Annotated in this window: 22 protein-coding genes; 15 read left to right on the top strand and 7 right to left on the bottom strand. The window is 61.9% G+C overall.

Features of this window, described 5'->3' with window-relative positions; all coding sequences use genetic code 11:
* Positions 1 to 24: 24 nt before the first annotated feature.
* A complete protein-coding gene (locus tag AB1E34_RS20030; RefSeq protein WP_372574091.1) occupies positions 25 to 483 on the bottom strand; it encodes an ATP-binding protein in 459 nt (152 codons plus the stop codon).
* A 9-nt stretch (positions 484 to 492) separates the two neighbouring features.
* Positions 493 to 831: an STAS domain-containing protein gene (locus AB1E34_RS20025; protein WP_372574090.1), complete on the bottom strand. Its 339-nt coding sequence runs from the start codon at positions 829 to 831 to the stop codon at positions 493 to 495.
* Positions 832 to 930: 99 nt separating this feature from the next.
* Between AB1E34_RS20025 and AB1E34_RS20020 the strand changes: the two genes are divergently transcribed.
* From AB1E34_RS20020 to msrC, 3 genes are all read left to right on the top strand, one after another.
* On the top strand, positions 931 to 2,103 hold the full coding sequence (locus tag AB1E34_RS20020; protein ID WP_372574089.1) for an acetyl-CoA C-acyltransferase: 1,173 nt from the start codon (positions 931 to 933) through the stop codon (positions 2,101 to 2,103).
* An 88-nt stretch (positions 2,104 to 2,191) separates the two neighbouring features.
* Positions 2,192 to 3,232: an alpha/beta hydrolase gene (locus AB1E34_RS20015; RefSeq protein WP_372574088.1), complete on the top strand. Its 1,041-nt coding sequence runs from the start codon at positions 2,192 to 2,194 to the stop codon at positions 3,230 to 3,232.
* A 27-nt stretch (positions 3,233 to 3,259) separates the two neighbouring features.
* Positions 3,260 to 3,712 carry a free L-methionine (R)-S-oxide reductase MsrC gene (gene msrC, locus AB1E34_RS20010; protein WP_372574087.1) on the top strand — a complete coding sequence of 151 codons (453 nt, stop codon included), beginning with the start codon at positions 3,260 to 3,262 and terminating at the stop codon, positions 3,710 to 3,712.
* A 20-nt stretch (positions 3,713 to 3,732) separates the two neighbouring features.
* On the opposite strand, the gene AB1E34_RS20005 is transcribed toward msrC, so the two are convergent.
* On the bottom strand, positions 3,733 to 4,527 hold the full coding sequence (locus AB1E34_RS20005) for a LytTR family DNA-binding domain-containing protein (protein ID WP_372574086.1): 795 nt from the start codon (positions 4,525 to 4,527) through the stop codon (positions 3,733 to 3,735).
* Positions 4,528 to 4,597: 70 nt separating this feature from the next.
* Here AB1E34_RS20005 and AB1E34_RS20000 point away from each other — a divergent pair, with 70 nt between their 5' ends.
* Complete coding sequence (locus tag AB1E34_RS20000; RefSeq protein WP_372574085.1) at positions 4,598 to 5,089, top strand: DUF2306 domain-containing protein; 492 nt, start codon at positions 4,598 to 4,600, stop codon at positions 5,087 to 5,089.
* Between the two features lie 7 nt (positions 5,090 to 5,096).
* Here the strand turns inward: AB1E34_RS20000 and AB1E34_RS19995 are convergent, their stop codons facing one another.
* Positions 5,097 to 5,369: a DUF1294 domain-containing protein gene (locus AB1E34_RS19995; RefSeq protein ID WP_372574084.1), complete on the bottom strand. Its 273-nt coding sequence runs from the start codon at positions 5,367 to 5,369 to the stop codon at positions 5,097 to 5,099.
* A 119-nt stretch (positions 5,370 to 5,488) separates the two neighbouring features.
* Here AB1E34_RS19995 and AB1E34_RS19990 point away from each other — a divergent pair, with 119 nt between their 5' ends.
* From AB1E34_RS19990 to rarD, 9 genes are all read left to right on the top strand, one after another.
* Positions 5,489 to 6,058, top strand: a complete 570-nt coding sequence (locus AB1E34_RS19990) for a helix-turn-helix domain-containing protein (protein WP_372574083.1) — start codon at positions 5,489 to 5,491, stop codon at positions 6,056 to 6,058.
* Complete coding sequence (locus AB1E34_RS19985) at positions 6,058 to 6,681, top strand: LysE family translocator (protein WP_372574082.1); 624 nt, start codon at positions 6,058 to 6,060, stop codon at positions 6,679 to 6,681. Before AB1E34_RS19990 ends, AB1E34_RS19985 begins: the two co-directional genes overlap by 1 nt.
* 4 nt (positions 6,682 to 6,685) lie before the next feature.
* The gene (locus tag AB1E34_RS19980) at positions 6,686 to 7,066 is read left to right on the top strand and encodes a GFA family protein (protein WP_372574081.1); all 381 of its coding nucleotides are present in this window, start codon (positions 6,686 to 6,688) and stop codon (positions 7,064 to 7,066) included.
* 14 nt (positions 7,067 to 7,080) lie between these two features.
* Positions 7,081 to 9,525: a GcvT family protein gene (locus AB1E34_RS19975; protein WP_372574080.1), complete on the top strand. Its 2,445-nt coding sequence runs from the start codon at positions 7,081 to 7,083 to the stop codon at positions 9,523 to 9,525.
* Positions 9,522 to 10,574 (top strand): zinc-binding dehydrogenase, encoded by a 1,053-nt coding sequence (locus AB1E34_RS19970; protein ID WP_372574079.1) that lies wholly within the window; start codon positions 9,522 to 9,524, stop codon positions 10,572 to 10,574. The genes AB1E34_RS19975 and AB1E34_RS19970 overlap by 4 nt, the downstream gene beginning before the upstream one ends.
* The gene (locus tag AB1E34_RS19965; protein ID WP_372574078.1) at positions 10,571 to 11,467 is read left to right on the top strand and encodes a homocysteine S-methyltransferase family protein; all 897 of its coding nucleotides are present in this window, start codon (positions 10,571 to 10,573) and stop codon (positions 11,465 to 11,467) included. Before AB1E34_RS19970 ends, AB1E34_RS19965 begins: the two co-directional genes overlap by 4 nt.
* A gap of 12 nt (positions 11,468 to 11,479) precedes the next feature.
* The gene (locus AB1E34_RS19960; protein ID WP_372574077.1) at positions 11,480 to 12,454 is read left to right on the top strand and encodes a GlxA family transcriptional regulator; all 975 of its coding nucleotides are present in this window, start codon (positions 11,480 to 11,482) and stop codon (positions 12,452 to 12,454) included.
* Between the two features lie 87 nt (positions 12,455 to 12,541).
* Positions 12,542 to 14,995: a GcvT family protein gene (locus AB1E34_RS19955; protein WP_372574076.1), complete on the top strand. Its 2,454-nt coding sequence runs from the start codon at positions 12,542 to 12,544 to the stop codon at positions 14,993 to 14,995.
* 145 nt (positions 14,996 to 15,140) lie between these two features.
* Positions 15,141 to 16,046, top strand: coding sequence for an EamA family transporter RarD (gene rarD / locus AB1E34_RS19950; RefSeq protein ID WP_372574075.1), 906 nt, complete (start codon positions 15,141 to 15,143; stop codon positions 16,044 to 16,046).
* Here rarD and AB1E34_RS19945 read toward each other — a convergent pair.
* A complete protein-coding gene (locus AB1E34_RS19945; protein ID WP_372574074.1) occupies positions 16,025 to 16,675 on the bottom strand; it encodes an SGNH/GDSL hydrolase family protein in 651 nt (216 codons plus the stop codon). The two genes, rarD and AB1E34_RS19945, sit on opposite strands and share 22 nt — an antisense overlap.
* 62 nt (positions 16,676 to 16,737) lie before the next feature.
* A complete protein-coding gene (locus AB1E34_RS19940; protein ID WP_372574073.1) occupies positions 16,738 to 17,148 on the bottom strand; it encodes a nuclear transport factor 2 family protein in 411 nt (136 codons plus the stop codon).
* Positions 17,149 to 17,243: 95 nt separating this feature from the next.
* Between AB1E34_RS19940 and AB1E34_RS19935 the strand changes: the two genes are divergently transcribed.
* Positions 17,244 to 17,891 carry an RluA family pseudouridine synthase gene (locus tag AB1E34_RS19935; RefSeq protein ID WP_372574072.1) on the top strand — a complete coding sequence of 216 codons (648 nt, stop codon included), beginning with the start codon at positions 17,244 to 17,246 and terminating at the stop codon, positions 17,889 to 17,891.
* 3 nt (positions 17,892 to 17,894) lie between these two features.
* Here AB1E34_RS19935 and AB1E34_RS19930 read toward each other — a convergent pair whose 3' ends face one another.
* Complete coding sequence (locus tag AB1E34_RS19930; RefSeq protein WP_372574071.1) at positions 17,895 to 18,263, bottom strand: winged helix-turn-helix transcriptional regulator; 369 nt, start codon at positions 18,261 to 18,263, stop codon at positions 17,895 to 17,897.
* 108 nt (positions 18,264 to 18,371) lie between these two features.
* Between AB1E34_RS19930 and AB1E34_RS19925 the strand changes: the two genes are divergently transcribed.
* Positions 18,372 to 19,148 (top strand): nuclear transport factor 2 family protein, encoded by a 777-nt coding sequence (locus tag AB1E34_RS19925; protein WP_372574070.1) that lies wholly within the window; start codon positions 18,372 to 18,374, stop codon positions 19,146 to 19,148.
* Positions 19,149 to 19,286: the final 138 nt, after the last annotated feature.

Raw genomic sequence — 19,286 nt, 5'->3', positions numbered from 1 at the left:
CGGGACTACGGAATGAATGGGACTTTATTGTGACACGCTGGCGTTGTGTTCCGGCAGGTCGAAACGCAGGCTCAGATGGTTGCAGCCAGCTCGTCTTTCATAGGCGATCTGATCCGCAAGCGTCCGGATCAGATGCCATCCGAACCCACCCTCGGGCAGGTCATGGGGCTCAGGCGGGGGCAGGGTGCGGTCCGACAGGTTGCGCAGCGGTAACGGCGCGCCGAAGTCGGACAGCTCGATCTCAACCACCTCAGGTGTCGCGGCAACGCAAACACGGATGCGACCGGGCGCGCGGGGGCTATAGGCATGTTCGACGATGTTGTTGAGCGCTTCGCTGAGCGCGATACGGATATCTGCCATCCGCGCAGGGGCTGAGCCCGGTTTCGCGATATGGTTGCAGATATCCTTCACCGCCTGGCGCGCGGCCAGCGGTGTGGCGATCACGCTCAGGCGCAATCGGTCAGAGGCGCGGTCCAGATCCACCTGCTTGTCTCACAGTGTTTCCGCCGACAGCGCCGCGTCGAGGGTGGGGAACAGGTTGAAGATCGTATCCATCCGGGTCAGGCGAAAGACCTTTTCGACAATCGGGGTCAGCCCGGCCAGATCCAGCTGGCACCCTTCGCCAAGCTGTTTCATCGACGCTACAATCGCGCCGAGCCCGCTGGAATCGATGAACTCGACCTCTGACAGGTCCAGAATGACACGCCCGGTGGCGTCCGCGGTCTGGGTGCGCATATCTTCCTTGAACTGGATCGCCATGGCGGCATCGATCCGGTCGACGCTGACCGTGATGATGCGCGCATCACCGGCCACCGTGCTGCTCAGGCTCATATCCGAATTTCCCCCATTTTGAGTGCGATAGGTAGAAATACGCTAGACGGCAAATCTTACCATTCGGTATTCAAGTGACGACAAATTGGGAGGATGTTCATGAAAGAGGTGGTGATCGCAGGTGCGGCCCGGACGCCGATGGGTGGATTTCAGGGGGCGTTGGAACCGGTGAGCGCGCCCGCTCTGGGCGGTGTCGCCATCCGCGCCGCACTTGAAGGTGCCGGTCTGACCTCGGTCGATGAGGTGCTGATGGGCTGCGTTCTGCCTGCTGGGTTGGGGCAGGCCCCGGCACGACAGGCAGGCTTTGCCGCCGGGCTGGGCGATGAGGTGCCCGCCACCACGCTCAACAAGATGTGCGGCTCGGGCATGAAGGCGGCGATGATGGCGTATGACCAGATCGCGCTGGGTCATGCGGATACGATGATTGCGGGCGGGATGGAGAGCATGACCAATGCGCCTTACCTGCTGCCCAAGATGCGGGGCGGCGCGCGGATCGGCCACGGTCAGGTGATTGACCACATGTTCCTCGACGGGCTCGAAGACGCTTATGACAAGGGCCGGTTGATGGGTACATTTGCCGAGGATTGTGCCGAGAAATACCAGTTCACCCGCGAAGCGCAGGACGAGTATGCGCTGCAATCGCTGTCCAACGCCCGGTCGGCGCAGGAAAGCGGGGCGTTTGATGGGGAAATCGCAGCGGTGTCGGTCAAGACCCGCAAGGGTGAGGCCCTGATTGCGGATGACGAACAGCCCAAAACCGCACGCCCCGACAATATCCCGACCCTCAAACCGGCCTTTCGTCCCGAAGGGACGGTGACGGCGGCAAATGCCTCTTCGATCTCGGACGGGGCGGCCGCGCTGGTGCTGACATCTGCCGAGGCCGCCGCCGCACAGGGTCTAAAGCCGCGCGCGCGCATTTTGGGTCATGCGAGCCACGCGCAGGCTCCGGGCTGGTTTACCACCGCCCCGGTGCCCGCGGCGCAGAAATTGCTCGACCGTCTGGGATGGAGCACGGATGACGTTGATCTGTGGGAGGTAAACGAGGCCTTTGCCGTGGTGCCCATGGCCTTCATGCATGACATGGGGCTGCCGCGCGACAAGGTGAACGTGAACGGCGGGGCCTGCGCCCTGGGTCATCCCATCGGTGCCTCGGGCGCGCGAATCATGGTGACGCTTCTCAACGCGCTGGAGAAACGCGATCTCAAACGCGGTGTCGCTGCGATTTGCATCGGCGGCGGCGAGGGGACTGCCATCGCGATAGAGCGTCTTTAGACCGGGACAGCCCGTGACGCTGCGTAAGCGCTTGTCGCTTGCCATGTGATCGGCGCAGCCTGCCGCCGAGGCAGGGAGGCTTTGTGACATGCGAAAGGCGAGAATCTTGTTCGGGTTCATCAAGCTGCTGATGCCCGAACCACTCGTGGCGCTGCTCTATACCGGGCGGCGCACGACGGTTGCGGGCCGGGTGATCGACGCCAAGGCGCAGGCTGTGAGCGATCTGGTGGCGCTGATGCGCGACCCCGATGAGCTGCCACCTGTCGAGGAAGGCCGCCGCCAGCTTGCGGCAATGGCCGAAAAGCTTGGCAAACCCTGCCCCGACGGTGTTGCGACATCCGACATTCAGCTGCCGGGGGCTATGGGCGACCAGCCTGCACGGGTCTATGTTCCCGAGGGTGGTGATATGCTGGGTGCGCAGCCAACGCTGCTCTTCCTGCATGGCGGTGGCTGGATACAGGGCAGCATCGAGACCCATGACGGGCTGTGCGGGGCTTTGGCCTTGCAAGCCGGGCTGCGCGTGATCTCGTATGACTACCGTCTGGCGCCGGAAGATCGCTTTCCGGCCGCCCCTGACGATGTTCTGGCCGCCTACCGCGCGCTGATTTCCGGCGAAACGGATCTCAGCGTCGCGCCCGAGCAGCTTGTGGTTGGCGGCGACAGCGCCGGTGGCAACCTGACCGCTTGCCTGATGCACGATCTCGTCACGGCTGGGATTCAACCTCCCCGAGCGCAATTGCTGATCTATCCCGGCCTGGATGCGCGGCTGGAAACGCCGTCGGCGCGGGACCTGCGGGACCAGCCGTTGCTGTCTGCCACGCGGATCGATTGGTATATCAAGCTCTACCTGCCCGAGGAACAGGACCGGCGGGACCCGCGTGCCTCGCCGATGTTCTCGGATACGTTTGCCCGCCAGCCCGAGGCGCTGATCATCGCAGGTGGACATGATCCGCTGTGGGACGACGCGCAGATCTATGCGGCCAAACTGACCGAAAGCGGCGTCAAGGCCGAGTTGTTGAACTATCCCGGCCAGATCCACGCTTTTATGTCCTTGACCAAGGTGATCCCACAGGGCAACGACGCGGTGGACAAAACCGCCGATTGGCTGCGGCGCGTTCTGAAAGGGTGACCGCGGCCCAGCAAGGGATATCAGATCATGCGCGTTGACTATGCAACCTTGGCCCAGACCATCACCTCGCTGACAGAGGGTGAAAACGATACGGTCGCGCTGATGGCCACAATCGCCTGCGAGGTGCATCATTCCGATGACCGGTTCGACTGGACTGGCTTCTACCGTGTGACCGAGCCCGAGCTGCTCAAGATCGGCCCCTATCAGGGCGGCCATGGCTGTCTTGTCATTCCCTTTGCGCGCGGCGTCTGCGGAGCGGCGGCGCGCACCGGCGAGGTGCAGCTTGTCGCCGATGTGAATGCGTTTGAAGGCCACATCGCCTGTGCCAGCTCCACGCAGTCGGAACTTGTCTTGCCGGTGCGCGACAAGGCGGGCGAGATCATCGCGGTGTTCGATATCGACAGTGATCAGCCTGACGCTTTCACCGAAACAGATGCAGAGGCCCTGTCGCGCATCCTGTCCGGGGTCTTTGCCCGTTAACACCTTGTATCTGTGCGCAATTAGGCACGGGGTGCTGGCAGCAGCCCCACCTTTTGCAGTGTGGGCAGGTATCTGCGACTAAGAGGTATCTCTGTGCCGTCGGTCAGCGTGACGATTGCCCGATCCTTGCTGCGGCGTGCGTCCTTGATGCCGGATCGGGACACCCAATGCGAGCGGTGGACCTGATAGCCCTCGATCGGGGCGGTCTCCTTCATCGCGTCCGAAAAGCGCATCAGGATCAACTCCTCGCCCTTGTCGGTGCGCACATTGGTGTAGTGATCTTCGGCCGACAGGGACAGCAAGCGGCCGCGCTTGGCGAAGGGCAGGCGTTCAAGGATCGCGGGGTTCTGGTCCGGCTCAACGCCGATATCGTGGATGCGCTGCAATGTCACGGTAATGACCATCGTTGCGCCAATGACGCTCGGCGCAAAGGACACCATGTCGGCAGGCGGGACCGGTCCAAACGCCAGCAGGTTCAACCCCAACACCGCGGCCAGTATCAAAACCCCAGCTACCGCGCCCTGCACCAGCCAACCCACAAGGCCGCTCAATCGGGTGCTCGACAGCCAGGCGCCAAATGTCTGTGCCACAAGAAAGCCGATCGCGTAGGTCACCCAGACCATCACCAGCATGTAGATCAGATGGGGCGCGAGGGTCGTCTCATCCTTCAGGCCAAACGCGTCAATGATCGTCAGAACAAGCGCAACGGCGCACAGGATTGTTGCCGTGGTGGGGTGCCTTAAATGCTGCTGCAACTCGCGCAGCGCGAATGCCACGCGGGTGGGACTGGCGCAATTGTCTCGTATCTGGCGCATCTGACCTTGTCGCATATGCCTTGGTGCCGATCAGAGTAGTCGCGTTTCCAACAGCGCGAAAGGCCCAGAGGTGACACTCGACCCGATCCTGAATGCCCCGCCTGCGATCCAGATCCACGTCTTTGCAGCGATCCCGGCTACAGTGCTGGGCCCGCTTGTGATCTATCGCAAGAGGCGCGATCTGCTGCATAAATCACTCGGCTATGTCTGGGTCGCCGCGATGGCGGTGATGGCGCTGTCCTCGTTCTTCATTTCCGGTTGGAGGATCATTGGCTCGTTTGGACCCATTCACCTGATCTCCATCTTTGTTCTACAGGGCCTGATTTCCGGTCTCGTCGATGCGCGTGCCGCCCGCATGGCCGAGCACAAGGCCACCATGCAGGGCGTCTATTGGTGGGGGATCGGTTTTGCGGGGCTCTTGACGCTCATGCCGGGCCGCCGGTTGAATGAAGCGCTTTTTGCGAGCCATCCTGAAAATGCCTACTGGGTCATGGCAGTTGGGCTTTGCTTGCTGATCGCACGCTGGTGGTTCGCGCAGCCGGGCCGGGTTCTGTCGGTTTAGCCGCGGATCATATGAGCCCGTTGGATGCGGCGAGCCCGACCAGCCCTGCTTGCACTAGGGCGATCCCCCACAGCCAGCGCGAAAACGGTTGTTTGCGGGTTTTGTGGCGGAAAATCCAGCGGCTCAGCAAGGCCGCCGGGCTGCCGCCCAGGGCCGCGCACCAGAGCAATCTGCGCTCGGGTACGCGCAGGCGCTTGCGCCGGGCACAGAGCTTGTCCCAGCCAAACAGCGCGATTGTCAGACCGTTTATGGCCCACAGGAAAAACACCACATTCCACATGCCCCGGGTGATACCGCCAGAGAAAATCCAAGCGCAATGAAAAAACGCTTGGAAATTTCATGGAATCAGCGCTACATGAAAAACGGAGCGAAAATTTCACGAGGTTGACGGAGGGACATGTGAACGATCAGGCCCCGCAGCGAGCGACATTGGGGGTCGATATCCGCGCCTTGCGCAAGGCCCGCGGTCTGACACTGTCCGACATTGCCACCAAGCTCGACCGCTCGGTCGGCTGGCTCAGCCAGGTTGAACGTGATATGTCCGAGCCGACCATCTCGGACCTGCGTCAGATATCGGAATGTCTGGGTGTGCCGATGTCGATGCTGTTTGCCCATTCCGCGGCTCCCGCCGAAGAGCAGGGTTATGTGGTGCGCGCCGGAGCGCGCCGCCCGATGGGCTCGGGCGAAGAGGGGCTGATCGAAGAGCTGCTCTCCCCCGACCTGAGTGATGATTTCGAGATGGTGCATTCCACCTTTCAGCCACGCTCGCGCATGCAGACCCCGGCTGATCGTCCGACGCAGGAGGTCGGTTATATGGTGTCCGGGCAGCTTGATCTGACCATCGGCGCGCGTCACTTCACTGTCGGTCCCGGAGACAGCTTTCGCATCAAGCAGGAAGTCTATCACTGGGCCAACCCCTATGACGTTCCCGCCGTGGCCGTCTGGGTCATCGCCCCGCCGGTGTATTGATGAGCATCGAGGCCTGGACCATATTCGCGCTGTTCTGGTTGGTGTTTGTCACCACGCCGGGGCCAAATGCGGTCAATTGCATTTCGAACGGGATGAGCCTGCCTTTTGCCAAGGCCATGATCGGCGTGTTGGCGATCCTGACGCAGGCCAGCGCCTTCCTGATTCTGTCGGCGCTGGGCGTTACCGCGCTGATCGCCGCATCGCCCACCGGCTTCTTCATTGCCAAACTGATCGGTGCCGGGTTCCTGATCTATCTGGGCATTCGCGGCTGGATGAACGCCTCAAGGCCGGTGCCCGCCACAGAACGGCCCGCGCGCCACATCTATCTGCACGCGCTGGCCATCGCCACGATCAACCCCAAAAGCGTTGCGGGCTATCTCGCTGCGTTTTCCCAGTTCGTGCAGCCGGATGTGCCGATCTGGCAGCAGATGGGGGTGATCATGCCCACCGCGCTGATCATCACCACGCTCAGCTATACCGGCTTCACCTTGTTGGGCGCGATCATGGGCCGGGCGGCATTGGGGGCGGTCTTCAACATCTGGGTGCGGCGCATTATGGGGGGCTGTTTCATCATCTACGGGCTGTTGCTGGGCGCCAGCAGCACCCCTGCGGCGCGAGGATAGAGCGATGCACAAGGGGTCCTGTCTCTGTGGTCAGGTTGCGTTCACCATCGACGGCGCGCTAGCGCCGCCCTCGGCCTGCCATTGCAGCCAGTGCCGCAAGCAGTCTGGCCATCACTGGTCCTCGACCGAGACCCATCAGGATAACCTGAGCTTTACCAGCAATGAGACGCTTGGCTGGTTTCGCGCCTCAGACACCGCAAAACGCGGGTTTTGCAGAAATTGCGGGTCGTTCCTCTTCTGGCAGCACACGGACGAGGACACGATCTCGATCTCCATGGGGGCGTTCGATACGCCCACCGGACTGACCCTGAACCGCCATATCTTTGTGGCGGACAAGGGCGATTATTATGAACTCAAAGACGATCTGCCCCAGCGGGCACAGTAAACGGGAACTTGAAAATGGCTGAATTTCCGACAACGGCACGTGTGGTCATCATCGGCGGGGGCGCGGTGGGCGTTTCGACGCTCTATCATCTCGCGAAAGCGGGCTGGACCGATTGTGTCCTGCTGGAAAAGAACGAGTTGACCGCCGGGTCAACCTGGCACGCGGCAGGCAACTGTCCGAACTTCTCGGCCTCGTGGTCGGTGATGAACATGCAGCGCTATTCGCTGGAGATGTATCGCACGCTTGCCGAAGACGTGGATTATCCGATGAACTACCACGTCACCGGTGCGCTGCGTCTGGGCCATAGCAAGGAACGGATGCAGGAGTTCGAGCGCGTTGCCGGTATGGGTCGCTATCAGGGCTTGCCGCTGGAAATGCTCGAACCACACCAGTTGCAGGACTACTACCCGTTCCTGGAAACTCACGACATCGAAGGCGCGCTCTGGGATCCGCTCGATGGCGATATTGACCCGGCGCAGCTGACCCAGGCCATGGCCAAAGGTGCGCGCGATCTGGGTGCCAACATCCAGCGTTTCTGCCCGGCCACCGGTGTCAGCCGCGATGGCGACGAATGGGTCGTGCATACCGACAAGGGCGACATCAAGACCGAGTTTGTCGTCAATTGCGCAGGCTATTACGCCAAGCGCGTCGGCGAATGGTTCAAGCCTTATGGCGGGCGCGACGTGCCTTTGACCGTCATGTCGCACCAGTATTTCCTGACCGAGGAAATCCCTGAAATCGAGGCCTGGACCAAGGAAAACGGAAAGAAACTTCCGATGATCCGGGACGTCGATAGCTCCTACTATCTGCGGCAGGACAAGCATGGGTTGAACCTTGGCCCCTATGAGCGGAACTGCAAAGCACACTGGGTCACGCCCGAAGACCCGATGCCGCATGACTTCTCGTTCCAGCTTTACCCGGATGATCTGGAGCGTTTGGAGTGGTATATTGAGGACGCGATGGGCCGCGTGCCGCTTCTGGGCACATCCGGCGTTGGCCGTGTGATCAATGGCCCGATCCCTTATGCGCCTGATGGTTTGCCGCTGATGGGTCCGATGCCCGGCGTGAAAAACGCATTCGAGGCGCATAGCTTCACCTTCGGGATCGTGCAGGCAGGCGGCGCGGGCAAGGTTATGGCCGAATGGATCACCGAAGGTGAGACCGAGTGGGACATGTGGGCCGTCGATAGCCGCCGTTATACCGAGCACGCGGATTTCGATTTCTGCCTAAAGAAGGCGCTGGAAACCTATGGCCACGAATACGCGATGCATTTCCCGCATCACGAATGGCCCGCCGCGCGGAATAAGAAACTGTCGCCCAACCATGACCGGCTGGTCGCCGATGGCGGCCAGATGGGCGCTTACAATGGTTGGGAACGTGCCAACTGGTTTGCCAAACAGGGCGACGATACCTCCGAAGCAGCGACCGAGACCTGGCTGCGCGATGGCCCCTGGACCATCCGCGTCAAGGAAGAGGTCGAGGCGGTGCGCGATGGCGTTGGCGTCATCGATATGTGCGGCTTCTCGCGCTTCACGCTTGCGGGCGAGGGCGCGGCAGAGTGGCTGCGCGGGACGGTAGCCGGCGCGTTGCCCAAGGTAGGTCGGATGAACCTGATCTACCTCACCGACAATCGCGGCCGCATCCTGACCGAGATGTCCTGCATCCGTCATGGCGAAGATGATTTCACGCTGATGACCGCAGCGGTCGCGCAATGGCACGATTTCGAACTGCTTTGGCGCAACCTGCCCGAGGGGCTGGAGTTGTCCGATGTGTCGCGCGACTACACCACCATGCTGGTCACCGGCCCGAAATCGCGCGATCTGTTTGCAAGCCTGTCGGATGCCGACCTGAGCACGAGCTGGCTCAGCCTACAATCCGCCATTGTTGCCGGGCATGAGGCCATTCTGGCGCGGGTTTCCTTCGTGGGCGAGCTGGGCTGGGAGGTGCATGTCGCAACCCAAAACGCGGCCGAGGTCTATGCTGCCATCCGCGATGCCGGTGCGACGCCCTTCGGCATGTACGCGCTCGATTCCATGCGGATCGAGAAAGGCTACCGGACTTGGAAGGGCGATCTGTCCAGCGATTACTCGATGCTGGAGGCAGGCCTGGGCCGGTTCGTCAAACTCGACAAGCCGCAGGGCTTTCCGGGCAAGGCGGCGTTGTTGTCCGAAAAGCAGCAAGGTTCGAAAAAGGGCTTTGTCACGCTGGTCATCGAGGCGGGCGATGCCGACGCGCCCTACATGTCGACCGTCTTCAAGGGTGACGAGGTGGTGGGCGAGACCACATCCGGCAACTATGGCTACCGCGTGAACAAGTCGATTGCGCTGGGCGTGGTGCGCGCCGAACTTGCCGCGCCGGGCACCGAGCTTGAGGTGGAAATCTACGGCGAGCGTCGCAAGGCTATCGTGCAGACGGATGCGCCGCTCTGGGATCCCGAAAACGAGCGACTGCGCGCATGACGACACCCGCGACCATGTCCGGCGTCTATCTGACCCGCCATGGCGGGTCAGAGGCGCTGGAATGGCGCGAGGATATTCCTGTTCCGGTCCCCGGACCGGGGCAGGTTCTGGTTCGGGTGGCTGCGGCTGGGGTCAACAACACTGATATCAACACGCGGGTGGGCTGGTATTCCTCGGATGTCACCGGCGCCACCGATGCGGTGGATCAGGATGTCGAGGCGGGCGGTTGGGGCGGTGCATTGGCTTTCCCGCGCATTCAGGGCGGGGATCTATGCGGCATAGTCGAACGGGTCGGGCCGGATGCCGGTTTTGAATCCGGTCAGCGGGTGACCTGCCCGATCAACCTGCCACGCCCCCGCCCCGGCAATCCGCAGGGGTTCATCGCCTTGGGCTCCGAAATCGACGGGGCCTTTGCGCAATACTGTCTGGTCGAGGCGGGTGATCTTTATGATGTCACCGCAGCACCCCTGTCTGATATCGAAATCGCCGCCATCCCCTGCGCTTATGGCACGGCGGAAAATCTGCTGACCCGAGCCGGTGTCACGGCGGGGCACCGGGTTCTGATCACCGGCGCGTCCGGCGGTGTGGGGCTGGCAGCGGTTCAGCTTGCAGCGTTGCGCGGGGCCTCGGTGACGGGTGTGACCAGTCCGGTCAAATCCGCCGTGGTCCTGCAGATGGGCGCCAGCGACACGCTTGACCGGACTACCGTGCCGCCGAAAGACAGTTTCGATGTAGTCATCGACGTGGTGGGCGGCCCGGCCTGGCCCGACCTGATCCGCGCGCTCAAACCGGGGGGGCATTACGCGGTCTCGGGCGCAATCGCGGGCCCGATGGTCGAGGCCGATCTGCGCGAAATCTATCTGCGCGACATTACCATTCACGGCTGCACTCATCAGCCGCCCGAGGTGTTCGGCCGTCTGGTGGCGCTGATGAATGCGGGCCACGTCAAACCCCTGGTTTCGAAAACCTATCCGCTGCGCGAGATCACGCGCGCGCAGGAGGAGTTTCAGGCCAAGACCCATCCCGGCAAACTGGTGCTGATCTCATGACGGATATCACGCTTCTGGATGGCTCGATCGGGCAGGAGCTGGTCAAACGCAGTGGCGATCGCGCGACGCCGCTTTGGTCGACGCAGGTGATGATCGACCACCCGGATCTCGTGGGCGACGTGCATGGGGACTACTTCCGCGCCGGGGCCACGATCGCCTCCACCAATAGCTACGCGCTGCACCGCAACCGGCTGGAGCGTGTGGGGCTTGAGGGCGAGTTACTGCATCTGGTCGATACCGCCATTGCCCAGGCGCAGCAGGCGCGCGATGCTAGCGGGTCGGGCCGGATCGCGGGTGTGCTGGGGCCGCTGCTGGCCTCCTACCGCCCGGACCTGCATCCGCCCGTGGATCTGGCAATAGAGAGATATGGCGAGCTGGTGGCGCGGATGCGCGATCATGTGGATCTGTTTCTGCTCGAAACTGTGTCCTCCCTGCTAGAAGCTGAGGGCGCGCTGTCGGGCACGGGGGGCTGCGGCAGGCCGGTCTGGCTGGCCCTGACCGTCAAGGATGAGGACGGCACCCGCCTGCGCTCGGGCGAGGACCTTGCAGACATTGCCCCGCTTGTTGCGTGTTTCGATCCCGACGCGCTGTTGATCAACTGCTCGCGCCCCGAGGCGATCCCCGCAGCGCTCGACCGGATCAAGGGATTTGGAAAACCCTTTGGCGCCTATGCCAACGGGTTCACGAGGATAGCCGAGGCGTTTCTGGAGGATGCGCCTACGGTCGACGCGCTGGAACAACGCCAGGATCTTGATCCCGCCGCTTACGCCGATCACGCCATGAGCTGGGTCGCGCAGGGCGCTACGATTGTCGGCGGCTGTTGTGAGGTCGGCCCGGACCATATCGCCGAACTGGCCCGCAGGCTGCGCGCCGCTGGCCATGAGATTGTTTAGGAGCGGCGGGGAATGGCAGGTCGAACGGACCAACAGCCACGTGTGATCCATTTCGATGTGATCGTCGCGGATGGGTTCGTGCTGACCGAGGTCGCTGGTGTGGTGGATGTGATCCGAACCGCCAACAGGGTCTTTCCCAAAGCGCAGTTCACATGGCTCTACCGGTCGCGCCGCGGCGGGCCGGTGTCGTGCCGCGCGGGCGCGCGCATTGAGACAGAAAAGACCGACCGCAACGCCAATGCGGATTATGTCTTCGTGATTGGCAATGCCGATCCCGATCACCCCGACCTGTCGCTGGGGCGCGTGGTGCAGGACTATACCTATCGCGGCGCGCAGGTATTCCTGCTGGCCGAAGCGGCGACGCGCTATATCCGCGAGTTTGGCGGTCAGTCGGGGCAGCACACCACCCATTGGGAAAACTCCTTCATCCTGCGTGAACGGATGGAGCCGCTTGACGCCCGCCATGCGCTGGCTTCGCAGGTGGGGCAGGTGGTGACCTGTGCGGGCATGGGATCGACCATCGATGTAACGCTGGAATTGATCGGGCGGCATATGTCTAGCGCAGCGATGATGACCGTATCTGACATCTTTCTGCATGAACGTGTGCGTGACTATGCCTCGCCGCAGCCCTATTCCGGCATCAAGTCGACCACCACCGGCGATGAAAAGCTGGATCAATGTATCAAGATCATGCAGGCCAATATCGAGGAACCGGTGGCAATCCACGAGCTTGTCGGCACATTGGGCCTGTCAAACCGCTCGCTTGAGCGCAAGTTCAAGACGTTTCTGGGTGCGACCCCCAACGGGTTCTATCGCGAGATGCGCCTGACCAAGGCCAATAACCTGCTGCTCAACACCACGATGAGCATCCGCGAGATCGGGCTGGCCTGCGGGTTTCCGAACGGGTTTTCAGGCATTTACAAGAGCTTTTTCGGGGTCACCCCGTTTGCGATCCGCCGCCGTCGCCGGAGCACGGATCATCCCTGATTTCCGGCACGACCTGACGCTTTTCGCAGATTTTCCGCCGTATATCCGTGGCAAGACAGGCACAACGGCAGAATCGGAGGTAAAGTCATGGCAGATCTTCCCAGCAAGGCGCGTGTTGTCATCATCGGGGGCGGCGTGATCGGGTGTTCGGTCGCCTATCACCTGACCAAAAAGGGCTGGAGCGACGTTGTGCTGCTGGAACGCAAGCAGCTGACCTCTGGCACCACATGGCACGCGGCCGGTCTGATCGCGCAGCTGCGCGCGACCGCCAACATGACCAAGCTAGCGAAATACAGTCAGGAACTCTATGGCTCGCTGGAAGAAGAGACCGGCGTGGCCACCGGCTTCAAGCGCTGTGGCTCGATTACCGTCGCGCTCACCGAAGAACGCAAGGAAGAGATCTATCGCCAGGCCGCCATGGCGCGCGCCTTTGGTGTCGAGGTCGAAGAAATCTCTAACGAGCGCGTGCAGGAGCTGTATCCCCATATCAACCTCGACGATGTCAAGGGCGCGGTTTACCTGCCGCTGGACGGGCAGGGTGATCCGGCCAATATCGCGCTGGCCCTTGCCAAGGGCGCACGCCAGCGCGGTGCCGTGGTCAAGGAACGCACCAAGGTGACCGAGATCGTCAAATCAGGGCGCAGGGTCACCGGCGTAGATTGGGTGTCCGATGATGGCAGCGCCTCGGGCCATATCGAATGCGACATGGTGGTGAACTGCGCCGGTATGTGGGGTCACGAAGTGGGCCGCATGGCGGGCGTGAACGTGCCGCTGCATGCGTGCGAGCATTTCTATATCGTCACCGAGAATATCGAGGGCATGACCCAGTTGCCGGTGCTGCGCGTGCCGGACGAATACGCCTATTACAAGGAAGATGCCGGTAAGATCCTGCTGGGCGCCTTTGAGCCGGAATCGAAGCCCTGGGCGATGGATGGTATTCCTGAGTCGTTCGAATTCGACCAGCTTCAGGAAGATTTCGACCACTTCGAACCGATCCTGGAAAAGGCTGTGGAACGCGTGCCACTGTTGGCCGAGGCGGGTATCCACACTTTCTTCAACGGCCCCGAAAGCTTCACGCCGGACGACGCCTATCACCTCGGCCTTGCGCCCGAGATGGACAATGTCTGGGTCGCGGCAGGCTTCAACTCGATCGGTATCCAGTCGGCAGGTGGCGCGGGCATGGCACTAGCGGAATGGATGGATACGGGCGAGAAACCATTCGATCTGGGCGATGTTGATATCAGCCGGATGCAGCCGTTTCAGGGCAACAAACAGTACCTGTTCGAACGGTCCAAGGAAACGCTCGGCTTGCTCTATGCCGATCACTTCCCGTATCGCCAGAAAGCCACCGCGCGCGGTGTGCGCCGCACGCCGTTCCATCATCACCTGCTGGAGCAGGGCGCGGTCATGGGCGAGCTCGCGGGCTGGGAACGGGCCAACTGGTTTGCAAATGCCGGGCAGGAGCGGGAGTACCAGTATAGCTGGAAACGTCAGAACTGGTTCGAAAACTCCGCCGCCGAACACCGGGCGATCCGCGAGAATGTGGGCATGTATGACATGTCCTCCTTCGGCAAGATCCGCGTCGAGGGGCCGGATGCCGAGGCGTTCATGAACTATGTAGGCGGCGGCGACTATTCGGTGCCCACCGGCAAGATCGTCTATACCCAGTTCCTCAACCGCTCCGGCGGCATCGAGGCGGATGTGACCGTCACTCGCCTCGGCGAACTGGCCTATCTGGTCGTCACCCCGGCCGCCACGCGATTGGCCGATCAGACCTGGATGGAGCGCCACAAGGGCGATTTCAACGTCATCATCACCGACGTGACCGCAGGCGAAGGCGTGCTGGCGGTCATGGGTCCGAACGCCCGGAAACTGCTGCAAAAGGTCTCTCCGGCCGATTTCTCGAACGAGGTGAACCCGTTTGGTACCGCGCAGGAGATCGAGATCGGCATGGGGCTGGCCCGTGTTCACCGCGTCACCTATGTGGGTGAGCTGGGCTGGGAGGTCTATGTTTCGTCCGACATGGCCGGGCATGTGTTCGAAACCCTGCACCAGGCCGGGCAGGACATGGACCTGAAGCTTTGCGGGATGCACATGATGGACAGTGCTCGAATCGAAAAAGGCTTCCGCCATTTCGGCCATGACATCACCTGCGAGGACCACGTGGTTGATGCGGGCCTTGGGTTCGCCGTCAAGGCCAACAAGCCTGCCGACTTCATCGGCAAGCAGGCAGTGATCGAGCGCAAGGAGAACGGCCCCAAAAACCGGCTGGTGCAGTTCAAGCTGACCGATGCCGAGCCGCTCCTGTTCCACAACGAACCAATCCTGCGTGATGGCGAATATGTCGGCTATCTGAGCTCCGGCAATTACGGCCATACGCTGGGGGCCGCTGTTGGTCTGGGCTACGTACCATGCGAGGGCGAGAAGGCCGCCGACGTGCTGGCCTCGACCTATGAAATCGATGTGTGCGGTGTGAAGGTAAAAGCCGAAGCCTCGCTCAAGCCCATGTACGATCCCAAATCGGAACGGGTCAAAGTGTGATAATCGGGGTCGGGGCTCTGCCAGACATGCCACTCAGCGATGTCCCGACCCATCACAATCCGTGATGTGCAACCGCACAGATATGAGTGTTTCCTTTGACCGCTGACCTGCCCTAAACACGGCTGGTATCATCCGGAGACCGGCCATGGCATTGACAGCATCTCCTGTCGACGACGTCGACACGCCAAAAGGGCTGGCGTTTGCGATCACCGCCTATGTGCTGTGGGGGTTCCTGCCGCTTTACATGAAGCTGATGGCGCATATTCCCCCGGCCGAGATCGTCGCCCATCGCATCATCTGGTCGGTGCCGATCGCGGGGCTGCTTTTGGCCGCGCTGGGACGCACCCGCGACCTGAAGGCGGCGCTGGGCAATCCGCGGATGCTGGGCATGGCCTGTCTGACGGCGGCGCTGATCTCGGTCAATTGGGCGATCTATGTCTGGGCGATTGCCAGCGGCAATGCGCTGGACGCGGCCCTTGGCTACTACATCAACCCTCTCTTCAGCATCGCGCTGGCATCGCTGCTGCTGCGCGAGCCTCTGACCCGCACCCAATGGGCGGCGGTGATGTTGGCCGCTCTGGGCGTGGCGGTGCTGATTCTTGAGGCCGGAGAGCTGCCTTGGGCGGCGCTGGGTCTGACGGTCAGCTGGGGGTTTTACGCCTTCTTCAAGAAATCCCTGCCGATTGGTCCCAATCAGGGCTTTCTGCTGGAGGTGCTGATCCTGCTGATCCCGGCACTGGCTTATGTCACCTGGCTGGGAGCCGCGGGAACCGGTCATTTCGGGCTGCTCTCGACTGATACGTCCTTGTTGCTGGGGGCAGGGCTGGTGACCGCGGTGCCGCTGCTGGTCTATGCAAACGGGGCCAAGCTGGTGCGTCTCTCGACCATCGGCATCCTGCAATATATCGCGCCGACGATGATCTTTCTGACCGCGATTTTGGTCTTTGGCGAGCAGATGGATATGGCCCGGATGATCGCCTTTCCCCTGATCTGGGCAGCGCTGATCGTCTATTCGATCCCGCTGGTCCGTCAGCTGCGCGCACGGAGTTGATCGCGGATCACCTGCACGATCTGCCCGGCCCAAAGATCATAGAGCCGCGCGCCGGGATGGTACCCGTCGGTCGCTGCCAGCGATGGGTCATCCGGCAGGTCATGCGACAGGTGGTGCGCTTGCGGAAACTCCCGCGTGAGGGCATGCAGCCCCGTGTCAAGCCGGGCGGCTTGTTGACCCAGCACCCATGCGAGCGGTTGCGGCAGGGCCGGGAATCGCGCCATCTGCGGTACGCCGGACACCACGACGCAGCGCGCCTGCAACGGGCCGGTCAGATGCGCCAGCAATGCGCGTTGATGCGCCACAAATTGCGCCCGTGTGCGCCCGCGCGTCACGTCATTGACACCCAACGCGGTCACGGCCACGTCCACCGGTTTCTGAGCCTGTTGCAAGCAGCCCAGCGTGACGCGGGTTGTGTGGCCGGTCGTGGCCTCTAATCGCCACTCAACGGTGAAGTCGCGCGCCAGTCTGGCAACGATCTGACCGGACAGCGCATGATCCTGCGTGGCGACACCCACCCCGGCTGCCGAACTGTCGCCCGCGATCAGCACGCGCAGCAACGGGCCGTCGCCAGCGCGTCCAGAGCGCGCGCCGACAGGCTCGGGCAGCACTTGCGCCTTACGCCGCACCAGGACGCCTTGCGCCAGAAGTAACGGCAGCAGCGGCAGACGCAGGATCTGGTCCGGTGCGATCAGGACAGCGCCTCGCGGAAATGCAGGAAGCGTTCATCGGTCATCACCCGCGCATTCATCGCATCGCGCAGCGCGCCGATGGTCTTGTAGGGACGCATGACCACTTCGAAATCCTGAATGAGGCCTTCGTCGTTCAACGTGATCAGATCGACGCCCACCGCATCTAGGTCGCTGACCTTGCACTGAAACTCCAGCGCCCAATCCTTGCCGTCCCCCAAGATGCGGCGATAGCGGAACTCGGTGAACACCTGACTGACATGACCAAGAACCGCAGCCACCGGTGCGCGACCTGTCCAGGTCTTGTAATAGGTTGGTGGCTGGAACCGCACATCCTCGGCCAATATCTCGGCGATCAGTGTTTCGTCGCCTTTTGCGATGATTTCCTGCAGTCTGGTGATGGTTGGGTGCATGATCTCTCCTCTTTTCCGCAGCAAGCCTTGCGGATGTCATGCGCGCAGGCAAGGACGACGTTGCGGGAAACCCAGCGCTGCGATAGGCAGCGCTCATGTCCGAGAATTACGATCCCCCGCAGACCGCACTTGATGTTCTGCATGAAGACGCGCAACTGATCGTCGTCAACAAGCCTGCGGGGTTGCTCTCGGTGCCGGGCAAGGGGGCGCATCTGGCCGATTGTCTGCTGACGCGGGTGCAGGCCGCCTTTCCGCAGGCGCTGCTGGTGCATCGGCTGGATAGGGATACGTCCGGCGTCATGGTCTTTGCCCAGACGCCCCATGCGCAACGCCATTTGGGGCTGCAATTCGAGAAACGCCAGACGCGCAAGACCTATGTGGCGCGGGTCTGGGGCGTGTTGGAACCCAAGACCGGCACGGTCGATCTGCCGCTGATCGTCGACTGGCCCAACCGGCCGAAACAGATGGTCTGCCACGAGACCGGCAAACCCGCCACGACCGACTGGCGCGTCCTGCGCCATGACGGCGAGACCACCCGCGTGCGGTTGATGCCCAAGACGGGCCGCTCGCATCAGCTCAGGGTGCATATGCTGGCGTTGGGCCATCCCATTCTGGGTGATCCGTTTTATGCCACCGGCCCGGCGCGAGACCATGACCGCCTGATGCTGCATTCCGAAGAGCTGCGGCTGAAGAACCCCGAGGGCGGCATCTCGATGAAGTTCCGCGCCAAGCCGGATTTCTGAGCGCTACTTCTGTTCCCAGTTCTCGCGCGCGGCCAGAACCGCCTCGCGCCGGTCCGTGGCCCAGCGGACCAGCGGCATGTAATGCTGCACAAACTCGCCCCCCAGCCCCGTCAGTTCATAATGCACCTCGATCGGCGGACCGGGGATGACGGTGCGGGTCAGATAACCGTCACGCTCCAACGCGCGCAGGTTCTCGGTCAGCACGCGCTGGGTGATATCGCCCACGCCCCGCTTGATCTCGGAAAACCGCAAGGACCCGCCTTTCAGCGATAGCAGGATCAGCGAGCTCCACTTGCCCATCACGGTGGTCAGGATCGCGCGGATCGGGCACTGCCCGTTTTCATCCATCTCAGTATCAATGGTCAGCGGCATCGCGGTTCCTTTCAGGATACCAGGTATGGATTTAGTGCGTAATTGACACCTGGTTCCAAATTAATACCTCTATGCGGCATACAATTCAACTCATGCCGGAGATCTGCCATGACCCCCAAGGACCTCGTATTACAAGCCGTGTCTGCGCTGTTCATCGACTTCGACCCCGAGGCCGCCAAAGAGCTGCTGGCGCCGGATTACATCCAGCACAACCCCGCCGTTCCCACCGGGGCTGCGGCGATCATCGGTTTCATACCGGCGCTGCAGGAAAGCGGTGTGACCGCGACTATCCACCGGGTGATTGCCGAGGGTGATCTGGTGGTGCTGCACACCACCTATAACAACGCGCAGGCCTTCGGGGCCCAGACGCTGGTGGGGTTCGATATCTTCCGGGTGGAGGATGGCAAGGTGGCCGAGCATTGGGACAATTTGCAACCTGCGGTACCGGCCCCTGAGACTGCGAATGGCAATTCCATGACGGATGGCGCGACCGAAGTGACCGACCTGGAAAAGACCGCCGAAAACAAGGCGCTGGTCGAAAGCTTCCTGCGCGATGTGCTGAACGGTGCTGCGCCCGAGCGGATCACCGACTATGTCTCGACCGAGACCTATATTCAGCACAACCCGATGATCGGAAACGGCCTTGATGGGCTGGGTGCTGCGCTGGCGGCAATGGCTGAGGCGGGGCAGGTGATGACCTATACCGACACGCCGATCATCGTGGCCGAGGGCAATTTCGTTTTCGCTGCCTCCGAGGGTGTGCTGGGCGAGACACCAACCGCGTTTTTTGACCTGTTTCGCATCGAAAATGGCAAGATTGTCGAGCATTGGGATACGTTGTCCGAGATCCCGTCAGAGATGGCGCATGAGAACGGCAAGTTCTAGGTTCTGGACCTATTAATTTTGTTGCCGTCATCCCGCCTGCGTGATTCATGCCCGTGAGTTTCAGGGGTATAACATGAGCAATCTATTCTGGCTGACCGATGAGCAGATGGCGCGGCTTCAGCCTTACTTTCCAAAGAG

It is taken from the genome of Ruegeria jejuensis (assembly GCF_041537905.1).
Classification (GTDB): Bacteria; Pseudomonadota; Alphaproteobacteria; order Rhodobacterales; family Rhodobacteraceae; genus Ruegeria_C.
Note: the sequence above shows the minus strand (reverse complement) of the source record. Positions and strands in the feature narration are given on the sequence as shown.